13 protein-coding genes and 1 pseudogene are annotated in these 12,626 nt (G+C 68.6%); 7 read left to right on the top strand and 7 right to left on the bottom strand.

The genetic code is table 11. From position 1 onward, the window contains the following. Window positions 1–342 (bottom strand): SDR family NAD(P)-dependent oxidoreductase (locus tag ACWC2T_RS41375; protein ID WP_450675450.1); only part of this gene is annotated, 342 nt, incomplete at its 3' end. 58 nt (window positions 343–400) lie between these two features. Here ACWC2T_RS41375 and ACWC2T_RS41370 point away from each other — a divergent pair. Both ACWC2T_RS41370 and ACWC2T_RS41365 read left to right on the top strand, forming a co-directional pair. After that, window positions 401–685: a hypothetical protein gene (locus ACWC2T_RS41370; protein WP_450675449.1), complete on the top strand. Its 285-nt coding sequence runs from the start codon at window positions 401–403 to the stop codon at window positions 683–685. After that, window positions 685–1,119 carry a hypothetical protein gene (locus ACWC2T_RS41365; protein WP_450675448.1) on the top strand — a complete coding sequence of 145 codons (435 nt, stop codon included), beginning with the start codon at window positions 685–687 and terminating at the stop codon, window positions 1,117–1,119. Before ACWC2T_RS41370 ends, ACWC2T_RS41365 begins: the two co-directional genes overlap by 1 nt. On the opposite strand, the pseudogene ACWC2T_RS41360 reads toward ACWC2T_RS41365, so the two are convergent. The 5 genes and pseudogenes from ACWC2T_RS41360 to ACWC2T_RS41340 form a co-directional block, all read right to left on the bottom strand. Beyond that, window positions 1,112–1,522 (bottom strand): annotated as a pseudogene (locus ACWC2T_RS41360) (transposase); the annotation flags it as partial. The gene ACWC2T_RS41365 and the pseudogene ACWC2T_RS41360 overlap by 8 nt on opposite strands. Before the next feature lie 302 nt (window positions 1,523–1,824). Beyond that, complete coding sequence (locus ACWC2T_RS41355) at window positions 1,825–3,459, bottom strand: vanadium-dependent haloperoxidase (protein ID WP_351216302.1); 1,635 nt, start codon at window positions 3,457–3,459, stop codon at window positions 1,825–1,827. A gap of 286 nt (window positions 3,460–3,745) precedes the next feature. Further along, window positions 3,746–4,168, bottom strand: a complete 423-nt coding sequence (locus ACWC2T_RS41350; protein WP_228623664.1) for an ATP-binding protein — start codon at window positions 4,166–4,168, stop codon at window positions 3,746–3,748. Window positions 4,169–5,549: 1,381 nt separating this feature from the next. Then, window positions 5,550–6,341: an anti-sigma factor family protein gene (locus tag ACWC2T_RS41345; protein ID WP_450675447.1), complete on the bottom strand. Its 792-nt coding sequence runs from the start codon at window positions 6,339–6,341 to the stop codon at window positions 5,550–5,552. 25 nt (window positions 6,342–6,366) lie between these two features. Then, on the bottom strand, window positions 6,367–6,969 hold the full coding sequence (locus tag ACWC2T_RS41340) for a sigma-70 family RNA polymerase sigma factor (RefSeq protein WP_351216297.1): 603 nt from the start codon (window positions 6,967–6,969) through the stop codon (window positions 6,367–6,369). A 1,006-nt stretch (window positions 6,970–7,975) separates the two neighbouring features. On the opposite strand from ACWC2T_RS41340, the gene ACWC2T_RS41335 reads away from it, so the two are divergent. The 5 genes from ACWC2T_RS41335 (at window position 7,976) to ACWC2T_RS41315 (ending at window position 11,191) form a co-directional block, all read left to right on the top strand. Beyond that, window positions 7,976–8,272 (top strand): plastocyanin/azurin family copper-binding protein, encoded by a 297-nt coding sequence (locus tag ACWC2T_RS41335; RefSeq protein WP_450675446.1) that lies wholly within the window; start codon window positions 7,976–7,978, stop codon window positions 8,270–8,272. Beyond that, window positions 8,269–9,270 (top strand): metallophosphoesterase family protein, encoded by a 1,002-nt coding sequence (locus ACWC2T_RS41330; RefSeq protein WP_450675445.1) that lies wholly within the window; start codon window positions 8,269–8,271, stop codon window positions 9,268–9,270. Before ACWC2T_RS41335 ends, ACWC2T_RS41330 begins: the two co-directional genes overlap by 4 nt. Continuing rightward, complete coding sequence (locus ACWC2T_RS41325) at window positions 9,267–9,722, top strand: hypothetical protein (protein ID WP_450675444.1); 456 nt, start codon at window positions 9,267–9,269, stop codon at window positions 9,720–9,722. The genes ACWC2T_RS41330 and ACWC2T_RS41325 overlap by 4 nt, the downstream gene beginning before the upstream one ends. 139 nt (window positions 9,723–9,861) lie before the next feature. After that, window positions 9,862–10,104 carry a hypothetical protein gene (locus ACWC2T_RS41320; protein ID WP_450675443.1) on the top strand — a complete coding sequence of 81 codons (243 nt, stop codon included), beginning with the start codon at window positions 9,862–9,864 and terminating at the stop codon, window positions 10,102–10,104. A gap of 181 nt (window positions 10,105–10,285) precedes the next feature. Continuing rightward, window positions 10,286–11,191: an NAD(P)H-binding protein gene (locus ACWC2T_RS41315; RefSeq protein WP_450675442.1), complete on the top strand. Its 906-nt coding sequence runs from the start codon at window positions 10,286–10,288 to the stop codon at window positions 11,189–11,191. A gap of 362 nt (window positions 11,192–11,553) precedes the next feature. Here the strand turns inward: ACWC2T_RS41315 and ACWC2T_RS41310 are convergent, their stop codons facing one another. Next, window positions 11,554–12,588 (bottom strand): Lrp/AsnC family transcriptional regulator, encoded by a 1,035-nt coding sequence (locus ACWC2T_RS41310; RefSeq protein ID WP_450675441.1) that lies wholly within the window; start codon window positions 12,586–12,588, stop codon window positions 11,554–11,556. Window positions 12,589–12,626 lie beyond the last annotated feature (38 nt).

Raw genomic sequence — 12,626 nt, 5'->3', positions numbered from 1 at the left:
CGCGCGTGAGTTGACGGCCATCTGAGCGTCGAACATCTCGGCGGTGGTGTCCGGCGTACTGGCGAACCGGTAGATACCGGCGTTGTTGATCAGAACGTCCACCTCGCCTGCTTCAGCGGCAAGACGCAGGACATCTTCAGAGCTACTCAGATCCGCAGCAACGAACCGAGCCTTCCCGCCTGCGGCAGCGATCTCTTTGACAGTCTCAGCACCCCGCTGCTCGTCCCGCCCGTGGACGATGACCGAGGCCCCCAACGCTGCCAGGCGCAGGGCCACGGCCCGGCCGATGCCAGCTGTGGCGCCGGTGACAAGAGCGGTGGATCCGTCCAGTTCTGCAGCCATGGAAAGCACCTCCAAGCCGAGAGGAACGACGTGCTGTCGGTTGTTCCTCGTGTAACTGATGATCCTGATGGCTCATGCCATGGCGACGACGGACCCACGCCGGGACCGATCGTTGATCATGGTCCAGCCCGGGGCCGTGGCCACGCGGTCTTGGGAGGCCGGCGAGCTCGCCTTCGCTGATCACGTCCGCGGGCGACTGGAACGCGCCGCACTGCCGCCGGGGGGTGCCTCTATGTGGTACGTCAAGGAAATCGGGCTGCGTCGTGATGGGCTGCCGGGCAGCATGGCGGGGTGTCTGATCTGCCGTGAGACGACGTTGCGTACTTTTTCGATCCTGATCTGATGGGTTCGCTGCCGGACGTGCGTGTCCCGGATGCCTCGGTGGAGGACTGGCAGGCATTCCTTGATCTCGTCGGTGAGCGGGGCTGGCAGTGCCAGTACTCCAAGGGCGAGACGGTGCTGCCGGCGCCCAGGGCGGATGCAGTGCTCTCCCGCCCGGCCGACGCCGAGTGCCCTGAGCTGCGGGTCTGGCTGTCAACCGAGGTGCTGGCGATCTTCCGTTTCCATGCGGTGGAGGAGATCGACTTCGATGTAGATCTGCGGGAGCTCCAGGGGCAGGAGCGACTCGATCTCTTCTGCCGTTTCCTGCGGGACATCGGTCGACGGCTGGGAAAGCCGGTACTGATGGATTTGGAGGGCGATTACGGTCATCCGGTACTCGGGTTCGATGTTGAAGCCGATCGTGTCTTGCGCCTGGCTGAACCGCCGGTTATGTGAGGGCAGTTGTGGTATGCGGTTCGTAGAAGGTTTCGTCGCGGAGCATGGCGAAGAGCACATCGGCTCGTCGTCTGGCGAGGCAGAGCAGGGCTTGGGTGTGGCGTTTGCTCTGGTTGATCTTCTTGTCGTAGTAGGTCCTAGAGGCCGGGGCGGCCAGCGACGCGAACGCGGAGAGGAAGAAGGCTCGTTTGAGCTGCTTGTTTCTCCGCCGGGACGGTTGCTCACCGCGGATCGAGGAGCCTGAGCTCCTCGTCGCTGGGGCGAGACCTGCGTAGGCGGCCAGGTGGGCTGCAATGGGAAAGCTGCTGGCGTCGCCGACGTCGATGAGGATCCTGGCTCCGGTCCTGACGCCGATCCCCGGCATGGACGTCAGGACCTTTGAAAAAGGGTGACTCTGCAGCAGTCCTACGGGGACTCGAGCGAGTCCCCCGACTGCGGGCCCGCCGACAGTGACATGGGCGGGCCCGCGCTCAGCGACCTGGACCGGGTGGGTCGGACCACGACAGTCATTCAGTCAGTGCGTCGCGGTGACAGGAAGCCAGGACTTCCTGCGGGCAGACATCCTGCCTGCCGGCCAGCAGCTGCGGGCCCTCGGCACGGAGGATGGCCGCCCTCTGAGCGTGGCCCGAGCCAGTGGTACCCGATGCGACGGGACCACTGGCTTCTCGGCCCTACCATGTGCATGGTTGTAGCGTGCCGGTGCGGTCAGAGCCGACCTGCCACGAAGTCGGCCACCTGGGTGCCGAGTTGCTGGCCCGCGTGGTTGTCAAGGGAGGTGTGCTGGCCGGACCAGATCCGGCTGAGCCACGCTTCGGTGGCGGCGTCCTGGAAGCCGGTGAAGGTTCGAGTGACGCCCTTCGAGGTCACCGCGAAATGATGCCGCGCCCCGTAGAGTCCGGCGAGCGTCGTTGCCGCGGCCTGGCTGAGAGCGCCGTGAGCGCCCGGATAGGACGGATCCGGTGCGGTCGGCAGCAGAGGGGTCCAGCTGGGATCCCCGACGATGCTCGGGTTGTAGTGCGTACCGCCGAGCCGGATGGCCGTCACGGGCCGCCAGACGTGGTAGACATACTTGGCGTCGTACATCGCGATCGCGGTGTCGGCGAGGGACAGGTCGAGCCGGGCGAAGACCTTCACCGCCTTCTCCAGGTTCGCGTTCTGGGAGGTGACGAGGTTCTGCGTGATCTGGTTCCAGACGTTCCATACGGGTGCCGCCGCCCAGAACTTCGCGGCTGCCGTCTGACCGGGAGTGCGGATGGTGCTGGTCTTGCTCCCCAGGCTCTTGACCTCGTTCAAGGCGGTGGCGTACGCGGCGCTGCTCACGGCCGGCGGCGGTGCCGGGCGGAACTGCCGTCCGTCGTCCAGTACGAACGGCTTGACCGAGCCCCAGTCGGTGAACACCGGTGTCTGGAAATTGGGAGGGGTGGGCCGGTAGTCCCCGGCCTTGTCGCCGGGGCGGAACTGCGGCGGCTTGGCTGAGGATCCGTCATTGGACCGCAGGGTGATCAGCCTGCGGGCGACCTCCGCTCCCACACCAATACCCGCCTGCTTGCCCGGGCCGCCGGATATCGCGGACAATTGGCTGCTCAGCCGCTGGTTCAAGCCTGCGCGCCTGGCCGGGTAAAGGGCGACCAGCACATCGTGGGCCGCCTGGTCCGCTGCGGCGTCCGCACGAGCGCCTCTTGGCGCCGTCACCGAGAACACGTAGGCGGGGCCGGCCCGGGTGATCGATATCACCGCGTCGTACTCGGCAGCCTGCAGAAGCGCGAAGCTGCGCGTGGGTTGGACGGTGGACGGCTGCGCCTTCGGATTGCTGAGGATGGTGACGAGCTCGCGGTTCCACTCCACGACCGACATCCCTGCCCCCGTCGCGGCGGTGCGCAGGGCCGGCAAGTGAGCGGTGGTGGACCCGAAGGCCGGGCCGGCGAGTCCGGCTGCCAGCGCGGCTCCGGCAAGTATGGCGAGTGTCTTCTGCTTTCCACCCATGTTCTGTGGCTCCTTGTCGCTGGTGGCGGGTTGTGACAACTGGCGGTCATGCGCGTGGCTCATCTGTGTCGGCCACGCGAGCGTGATGGTGTCGGGGTGGTGCGGGCCGGCAGCCAGGTCGAGATGCCGGCGGTCGTGGAGGACGAGTTGCTCGGCGGGTTCCGCGGCAGCTGCGACGGGGCCGGGGTCGTCCAGGGCCCTCCGGTCCATGAGGGCCTTCCGGCGTAGCAGCCAGGCGCGTTCGGCTCCGGGGGCCAGCACTTGGTGCATCTCGCGGCGCAGATCTGGCGCATGCGTATATGCCTCGTGCGGGGGCGGGGCGTCGATGCCCTTGCCGCTGTTCGGGGTGACGTCCACGCTCACACCTCCGCCGGTACGCAGGGGCCGGCGCCGCAGCGTTGACACAGCACCGTGTCGTCGTGGGGGCCGCCGCGATCGAGTGCCGATGGGCGGGCAGCGGACCGCATGGGCACCTGGGCCGGGCCCGGGCAGCCGTCGATGGGACACGGCTTGTGGGTCGCGAAGGACCACTCGGCGGGGGTGTCGGGTGGCCTTTCGCCGCGGCCGCCCCCGGTGGTCCGTCGCTGTGCTGCGGCGCCGGCCCCGGCAGGGGGTCGCAGCTCGTGCGGAGCGTCCGGCCCGGTCATGGCGAGCACCTCAGGCAGGCGCGGACTTCGCGGCCGCTGCGTGTCTGGCGAATCTCGGTCGACTGGGCGAGGAACTGGACGATGCCGGTGCCACGGCCGTGTTCGTCGGAGGCGATGCCGGGGCGATGACGCTCCACGGCCGCGCCGGAGTCGGTGACCACGATGTGCAGAGTTTCGTGATCGAGGGCGAGCAGCAGGGTCATGCGCTCATGGCCGTACTGGGCAGCGTTGGCGGCGAGTTCGTCGACGATGAGAATGGCGGAGTCCCGCTCACCCGCGGGCACACTCCAGGTCTCCAGCAAATCGGCTGCGAAGTGACGAGCGGCGGAGACGTGCGCCTCCTGCGCCGGCAGGGTGAGCAGTGCATGGCGACGGCAGGGCCGGCCGAGCAGTGAAGTCGGGCTGGGGGAATCGGTCACGAACATGGTCTTCTGGCTCTTCTGTCGATGTGCGGAGACCGGAACGGGGTGACCGCAAGCAATTCGGGGGTGGTCGGTAGGCCGGATCCTGATCCTGCGTGGGCGCGCTCAATCAGTTCCACGGACGACACATGTCGGATGGTTCGAGCTATTTGCCTTTTTTGTTCCGATTCCTGCGCGTCATGTCAATGTCGGCGCCTGTCTGGGCTCAGCTGCCTCTGTCCAGAGCTGGCTGTTGCGCGGCCGGACTGGGCACCGGCAGTTCGGCCCCCTCGCCGGTGGTCTTCCGGACGACCCCGTGGAAGCGTCGCACCGTAGACCTGGGACGGACGTCCGTGCCTACATTTCGGCCGGATCGCGGTCCGCCGCGTGCAGAGGTGATGGATCCTCTTCTCCGGGTTGTACGGACTTCGGGAAAAGAAGAGTCGTGCGCGCCCCGTCGGCCCGCTCATGCATGAAGTCAGCTGCGGACTGGGCTGGTTCGACGGAGCGGGGGCGAGAGTGACCAGGGCCCGGAAACCGTCGGCGCGTCGCGGGAAGGGCCAGGGTGCCGCTTTTCACCTCCTCCGGCGGAAGCGGAGATGTATGCCGCCGCCCCCTTTCGCACAGCCGTGCCCGCCCGTGTACGCGGCCGGCACCCGCGGGGCCCGGCGCGGGATGGCCGACCGGCCCCCTGGGGAGGTCGCGTGAGGGAAGCAGGTCAGAGCCCCACGACCGAGCTGCAGAACTGCCCGGGTACCGACACAGCCGCCCGAGACATGTCGTGCAGGGGAAGCAGCCGCCGCAGCTGACCGGCCCCGCGATGTGTGGCACCACCGCGGACAGATCGATCGGATGGCTGCTTCAACCCACCCCTCGACCCTCGACCTGCTGGTCGCGTACCCGGACGGGCTTCACCTTGATCAACCTGGCCGGGGTGATCCTTCCCGGCTGGCGGCGGCCGACTCGACCATCAGCCGCCTCCGCGCGCTGGCTGCCGCTCAGCCCCTCGGTCATACAGGTGCCGGTGGCGGCCTCCGAAGCCGCCACACTCATCGGCCGCGAGCCTTGTCGGACGGTCCCGCCGATCCCGGAGCCACGCGGCGCGGCGGGATCGAGGGGCTACGGTGATCACGAGCGTGCCCGTCCAGCCGGTGTCACGGGCAGAAACCTCTTCCATGGCCATCAGCTGGACGTCCTGTGCGCGCCCCTCCAGCTCGGTCCACCGGTCTTGAGGCGGCCCGGTGCTTGTCGAATGATCGGGGTCCCTCGCCGCGGAGCGCCCGGCCTTTCGAAGGCGACGTCGTCTTGGCCTCTTGTGCCACCAATCCTCACGCCCTGCTGCTGCCGTCATGCCACTGGGCGACCGGCCGCCCAGTGACATGACCGCCATGGTCTGGCCTCACGCTCGGATGGTGACCAGCTTCTGACCGTTGCCCGCGAGGATCTCGAAGTGCTCGATGGCTCCCGGAGCCATGGCGACCGCTCCTGGGATCGTGGTGCCGGGAGGGTACTCGCCTGCCCGCCAGGTAGCGCCGTCCGTCCTGGCCCCGCCGGGCCCGACCGCCTGCAGCCGACAGGTGATTCCGGCGGGTGCCCCTCCTGCGGAGATCTGCAGGACACTGCCCCAGGCAGAGGGCGAGACCTTCACCGAGGCGGAGACGCCGGTGGCGGGATCGCTCCCGGAGAAGGTGCGCCAGACGGTCGGCGCGGTCGGCCCGGGCGGCCTCGCCTGACTGCCCACGGATCCGATGGCCGCCAGCCATGTGCCACCGGCCGCTGCCGCGATGAACGTCAGCGAGACCGCAGCGCCGGCCAGTTGCAGACGCCAAGACCTGCGGCGCCTGGCCGCAGCCTGCTGGAGCAGCCTCTCCAGCACACCCCCCTCTGGGGTCTTCGACACCGCGAACGCGGCGGGCCGTTCGGGCAGCGGGGAGCCCTGCGCGCTTTCGGCTGCCCGTACCATCAGTCGGTCGGTCAAATCCGTTTCGGCCGCCAGCACCGTCTGGCCCGAGGCTTCGGCTTCGGTCACCGTCGCCAGCAGCGCAGGCAATCCCGCCAGCTGGGCGTGTTCGGCCCGGCATTCGGTGCATGCCGCGAGGTGGATGCGCACCTGTTCCATTTCCGCCGAGGGCAGCGTGCCCAAGACGTAACCTCCCAGCGTCAGCCGGAGGGCGTCGTGCTCCGCACTCATGGTCGCCGCCTCCTGCCCGCCACGGTCATGGCTCGATCCCCCGTTCCTGCAGCGCCAGCCGCAGGGCGTGCAGGGCGTAGTACGTCCGCGACTTCACTGTGCCCAGCGGGACGCCCAGCACCTGTGCGGCCTCCGCCATGGTCCGGCCCCGATAGTAGGTCTCCAGCAGGACGGCGCGGTGGTCCGGGGACAGTGACCGGACGGCTTCGGCAACCGCCCAGCTCTGCAGTGCCTGCTCGATCTCGTCCTTGCCCGGCTTCTGCTCGGCGGCTCGCTCCAGCACATCGCCGCCGGCCTCGGCCGGCCTGGACTGCCGGGCCCGGTGGGCGTCGATGACCAGGTGTCGAGCGACCGTACACAGCCATGCCCGGGCCGGACCGCGTGCGGGGTCGAACGCGGCGGGATGCTGCCACGCTCGCAGCAGTGTCTCCTGTACCACGTCCTCTGCCCATTGCCAGTCTCCTGAGGTCAGTCGCAGCACGTAGTGGAACAGGGCTCCTGAGTGCTCCGTGTACAGCGTGCGCAGCAGTTCCTCATCCGCGGTCGAAAGGGTCCCTCTATCAGAGACACGGTGCGCGGAGCGATCCGGATCGGTCCTTGAACCACGTTTTCGGGAACTCCAGGGCATACCACGATCATCAGGCATATGCGCCGCTTTGTCCTGCACGAACAGCTCGGCACGGGTCACGCACTGTGAGTGCTGCAGGTGGTACACCCTTGCGGCGTTACGACCTCGCCATGGTCAAGCATGCGCGGGTCCGGACCGGCTGAACTGCAGCGATCCCATGAAGTCCCACAAAAGGTGCGTATCAATCGAACCGCTGCAGCCATGCCGTCCGTGGAGGCGAACAAGAACCGGCTTACGCGCAACTCCTCATCGCTTCCCCTGCGGCAAGGGGTGGAACAGGGGTGACCGAAATGCACCACGCGACGCACGCGCTCTCGCCCGGCCCGGCTCCCCCGCCCCCGTGCATCGAAGCCGGTGCCACTCTGCAGCCCCGACCGATGTCCAGCACACACCACGCCGATGGCGCTACGCACAGTGATCGGCGGCTGAGCGGCGACCGGGGCAGAACTCCATCCGGGCCAGTGTGCCCATCACCCGTATGGGCGACGCCGACCTGCCCCGAGTCGCTCGCGGCTGCCTGCTCGGGCGAACTGCCGCGTGCCGCCTTCATCCTCGTGGCGCGGCAGGGCGGATGCGCAGCGCGGAGCACCTCGAGGCGGGCAGCCGGCACGGGGCGGTACCCAGGCTCGCTCCCTGGGTCCGTGAGGGACGCGTGCCCATGAACGCGCCATCCACCACATCCCTGCGGTTGCGTGCGCCCGAGCCGGCGCAGTTCCCGTCTCCGCCTGATCAGTGAGGAACGCACACCATGTACGTGAACCTTCGCCCACCAACTCGGCGATCCCGTGCTGCGGCCGGGCTGGCCGTCGCCACCATCGCCACCGCCGGTGCGCTGGGACTCCTCAGCTCATGCGGCCCGTCGTCGCATCCCTCGTCCTCCGGAGCCGGCGTCATCACGCCCGGTCCGGGTCAGCACCAGACCCCCGGGATGCCCGGTGCCACGGGGTCGGGGAAAGCGGCGGGCTCCGCTCCCGGCGCCTCCCCGATGCCCAGCATGAGCATGCCCATGAGTACCTCGAGCACGGGCGCGGCGGCCGCGCCGGTGACCGGGAATGCCGTCGCGATCAAGAACTTCGCATTCTCTCCGGCCACGTTGCAGGTCAAAGCGGGCACGACGGTGACGTGGACGAACCAGGACACCGACGCCCACACCGTCACCAGCGCCGCATCGGGTGGCCCCCTGCACTCGGCCGCCCTGGCCACCCACGCCACCTACAGCTACACGTTCACCAAGCCCGGCACCTACGCCTACATCTGCACCATCCATCCGTTCATGACCGCCACCGTGGAGGTGACCCAATGACCGACTACTACGACCGTCACGACGGAGCACCGGCCGACGACGCCGGCCAGCCCGACACGGAACACGGTATGACCCGGCGTCAACTCATGCGTCACGCCGGATGGTTCGGCGGCGCGGTGGTGCTGACCGTGGCCAGCGGAGAGGTGATCAGCCACATCGCGGACTCCCGGGACACCAACGCCGGGGCTGCCGCCGAGGCCGTCGCAGCGGGAAGCGGCACGCTGCGGTTCGTCCAGGTCTCCGACAGCCATATCGGGTTCCAGGGCCCGGCGAACACGGACGTGGCCGGCTCATTCACCGAAGCGATCCACCAGGTCAACTCACTCGGATTCAGACCGGACTTCGTCATGCACAGCGGCGACCTGACCCACCTGTCCACGGCCGGGCAGTTCGACCAGGTCAAGCAGATGATGACCGGAATGCAGACAGACCGCGTCTTCACCGTACCGGGCGAACACGACTCCATCGGCGACGCAGGCCGCGCCTACCGGCAGACCTTCGGCAAGGGCACGCTCGGCGACGGCTGGTACAGCTTCGACACCCATGGCGTGCACTTCATCGCCCTGGTCAACACCCTGAGCCTGGAGAAACTCGGGCACCTCGGCAACGCGCAGATCGACTTCGTACGCAAAGACCTGGCGGGACTGCCATCGGACACCCCCATCGTGGTCTTCAGCCACATCCCGCTGTTCGCCATGTACCCGAAGTGGGGCTGGAGCACCGACGACGCCCTCAAAGTCATCGCCCTCCTGCGCCGCTTCTCCTCCGTCACCTGTCTCAACGGACACGTCCACCAACTGTTCACCAAGACAGAGGGCAACATCACCTTCCACTCCGCCACCACCACCGCCTACCCCCTGCCCAAACCGGGCCGCGCCCCCGCCCCCACGCCCCAGGTCGTCCCTGCCCGGCAGCTCAAGGACGCACTCGGCATCCGCAGCGTCGGCTACCGCCAAGGCGACCGCGAACTGGCCATCAAGGACCAGAGGCTGGCATGAACACCCAAAGATTCCTCGTCCCTACCCTACGGGCGGCGACCGCCGCAACCCTCGCCGCCGGCGGATACATCCACGCCCAGCTCTACATCGACGGGTACCGCTTCATCCACATCATCGGCCCCCTGTTCCTGCTCCAGGCCAGCGCATCCTTCGCCCTCGCTGCCCTGCTGCTGATCGGGACACCACCCCCGCTGCTGAGGATCTCCGAGGCAGGCGTCGCGCTCGGCGCCCTCGGCGGCTTCACCGCTTCGCGCACCGTTGGCGTGTTCGGATTCACCGAGCGCGGTCTGCAACCGGCACCACAAGCCGTCCTCAGCCTCCTCGCTGAAACCGGCACGCTGCTGCTCCTCGCCATCTGGCAAGTGAGCGCGACCAGACAACGCCGCGCTGCCCGACCGCCCGTCAGTACACCCATCCGGAACCGATCCATCACCCGTACACCACCCAAGTGAACCACCACCACGACGGGTCACGTCGGGACAGTAAATCGTTCGGCGAACTCCACGGCCTCGGCCTCATCAACGTCGTCCGCAGCGACCGAGGCGCCGCCAAGCTACGCAAGCGGTTCCCGAACGTTCGGAGCCGATCTCGGTGCACGCGTCGAAGCTGCTGCACAAATCGCTGACGCTGCAGGGCAAGAACATCGGCCGGTGGCTGTCCGAGGTCTCCGCCGAGAGGCGGGCATCCGACGTCGCCACCGCGAAGCTGATCGCGCTGACGTTCAAGGACCAGTTCGAAGTGGCCGCCACGTACGGCCTCGGCGCACTGACCGACGCCGTCGAACACGCAGTAGGGCCCGGCAAGGTCGGCACCGTCCTCGTACGCCCTTGGTAGCTGTTTCGGATGGGACACCCCGGGCCCGCGGCGCGCATCTGCCGAGCGGTGACCGGCTCGCGTCCGTGTCACGGGCTACGCGACCCACCGCCACCGGGCGTATCGGCTCATCGGGCTCCGGTTGCGCCCCGGCGACGTGCACCGCACGCTCCTCGTATGGACCGCCCCCCCAGAAGGCAGTTTGCTGCCCATACTGGTGCCGGGCGCGGCGGGTAGCGTCGGCGCCGTCGGCCGAACCGTGGTCGAAATTCTCCGGCAACGGGACCTGCCCGTGCGGGCCATGGTGCGTCGCGACGACGAACGGGCGGAGGCGCTGCGTGCGACGGGTGCCGAGGTCGTCGTCGGAGACCTCACGCGTGCGGGCGATGTGGCTGACGCCCTGTCCGGTTGCGGGCGGATGTACTTCGGCATGGGCGTATCGGCGCAGTATCTGGAGGCTGCCATGACGGTGGCGGCCGTCGCGCGTGCGTACGGGCGCCTGGAAGCGTTCGTGAACATGTCGCAGCTGACCGTCTCCGAGATGGACCTCACCAGCACCTCCGAGTCTGTGCAGCAGCGGCACCACTGGCTGGTGGAGCAGGTCCTCGGCTGGTCAGGCCTGCCCGTCGTCCAGATCAGGCCCACCGTGTTCATGGAGAACCCGCTGTTCCGTGTCGGCTTCTCCTCGATCGCGAAGGACGGAAGCATCAGACTGCCCTTCGGCCAGGCGAAAACCTCCCCCGTGGCAGCCGGGGACGTCGCCGCGGTCGTGGCAGAGATCCTGGCCGATCCGGCCCCGCACACCGGCCGCGTCTATGAGCTGACCGGCCCCCGCTCGGAGGACATCTCCGCCATGGCGGAGGAGGTTTCCACAGCTCTGGGCCAGCCGGTCAGTTACACCGACGTCGGCCTGCAGGAATGGATCGACGACGACCTCAGACCGCTGGGGCTGCCGGACCACGTCTTCCAGCACATCTCCACCATGGCTCGCCTTCACGCGGAGAACCGATACGACCGCAGGGCGGACGGCGTCGAGCAGGTCATCGGACGGCCTCCGACCGGGGTCACTGAATACGTCCGTGAGAACCCCGGCCTGCTCAGTCCCTGAAGCCGAGTCCTCGCGGCGCGGGTCGCGTAGATGTCAGAGGACGCTTCCGCGAAGTCGTACAGATACTGGGCAGCTGGGGCGGTCACGACGGAGCCCTCGGCGCGTGGCCGCCACCGCTCCACGCCGCCATGGGCTTCGAGGGCATCCGAGACCAGGTCGCTCATTGTCTTCTGCTGTCCCAGTGAGCCGGGTGCCGTCCAATACCACCTCACGCACGTCTACTCGAAGCTCCGCATCTACTCCCGCAGCGACCTGGTTGGGTCAAATCCCTCGCCCTGTTGGCGCTTTCAGCGCGACATGCCCGTAGGCACGCTCGGCCCTGACGAACGTGGAGGAGTCGGCGGCTCGGGGCACCGTGTGCGTCACATCTCCGGCTCCGACCAGAAGTCGGGCGGGACGATACCGACGGAGCGGCCGTGGGGGTCCAGGAGGCGCCCCATCAGCTTGTCCTGGCGCAGGGCGATGACGCGGTCGACGATGTCGAGGCTCGGGTGAGCGGAGGCCAGCTGGGTCTCCAAGCGCAGGACGTCACTGACGGAGTGCAGGCTGGCCTGGAGGATGAGGTTGTGAGGGCCGCTGACGGCGGCGCAGTTACGGGTCTCGGGCAGACGGACGAGGGCGTGCCCGATCTCGGGGAGATCGGCGGGCGGGACTCTGGCCCAGAGGGTGACCGCGACGGGCCAGCCACCGAGGGGGCGGGCGAAGTCGCAGCGGAACCGCAGCAGGCCGCGTCGGGTGAGCTGTTCGGTGCGGCGTTTTGCGGTGTTGAGGCTGACGCCGAGGTCGCTCGCCAGAGTCTGATAGGGCGCGCGGCCGTCGTGGGCGAGCCGGGTGATGAGGGCGCGGTCGAAGGGCGTGATCTCGCCCGGGGCGACAGGGATCTGGGCCGGGGGCGGGCCGGTCAGCTGGGCACGCTGGGCGGGGTCCAGGGCGGCGATGCGCCACCGGCCGCCCTCGGTGAACATGTGGGTGACGATCCGGACTTCCACGGCGGTGATGCCGGGAAGGTGCGGGAGCAGGTCGAGGGTGTAGCGGGAGAGGGCCGGCAGGTCGCGGGTGGCGGCGATGGCGAGGATGTCGTGGCCGGCGGCCGCGCGCTCGATCGTGAGCATGTGGGGGTGGGCGCTCAGTGCCTGGGCGACCCCGGTGGTGGCGCCGGGAGCGCAGTCGATCACGACGAAGGCCACGCAGATCTGCTCGAACAGGCGTGGGCCGGGTGAGAATCCCACCCAGGCGGCGCCCTGCTCGGACAGGCGGCCGAAGCGGCGGGCGACGGTGACCGGGTCGACCTCCAGGGCACGCCCGAGCTCGGTCCATGAGGCCCGCGGCTGCAGCTGCAGGGCGTTGATCAGTGCCAGGTCGTCCTCTGTCAGCAGCGCTGGTGCATCATCCTGCATGGTCCTCTCCCGCGAGGCAGAATCCTGCGTTTGGCGGC

Source organism: Streptomyces sp. NPDC001393 (assembly GCF_053597455.1).
The sequence above is the reverse complement of the archived record's forward strand: the minus strand, read 5'-3'. Positions and strand labels throughout refer to the sequence as shown.

Bases quoted from the DNA above. Each gene is read 5' to 3' on its own strand.
- ACWC2T_RS41370 (WP_450675449.1), top strand. From the start codon at position 401: ATGATCCTGATGGCTCATGCCATGGCGACGACGGACCCACGCCGGGAC.
- ACWC2T_RS41365 (WP_450675448.1), top strand. From the start codon at position 685: ATGGGTTCGCTGCCGGACGTGCGTGTCCCGGATGCCTCGGTGGAGGAC.
- ACWC2T_RS41345 (WP_450675447.1), bottom strand. From the start codon at position 6,341: ATGAGTGCGGAGCACGACGCCCTCCGGCTGACGCTGGGAGGTTACGTC.
- ACWC2T_RS41340 (WP_351216297.1), bottom strand. From the start codon at position 6,969: ATGCCCTGGAGTTCCCGAAAACGTGGTTCAAGGACCGATCCGGATCGC.
- ACWC2T_RS41335 (WP_450675446.1), top strand. From the start codon at position 7,976: ATGAGTACCTCGAGCACGGGCGCGGCGGCCGCGCCGGTGACCGGGAAT.
- ACWC2T_RS41330 (WP_450675445.1), top strand. From the start codon at position 8,269: ATGACCGACTACTACGACCGTCACGACGGAGCACCGGCCGACGACGCC.
- ACWC2T_RS41325 (WP_450675444.1), top strand. From the start codon at position 9,267: ATGAACACCCAAAGATTCCTCGTCCCTACCCTACGGGCGGCGACCGCC.
- ACWC2T_RS41310 (WP_450675441.1), bottom strand. From the start codon at position 12,588: ATGCAGGATGATGCACCAGCGCTGCTGACAGAGGACGACCTGGCACTG.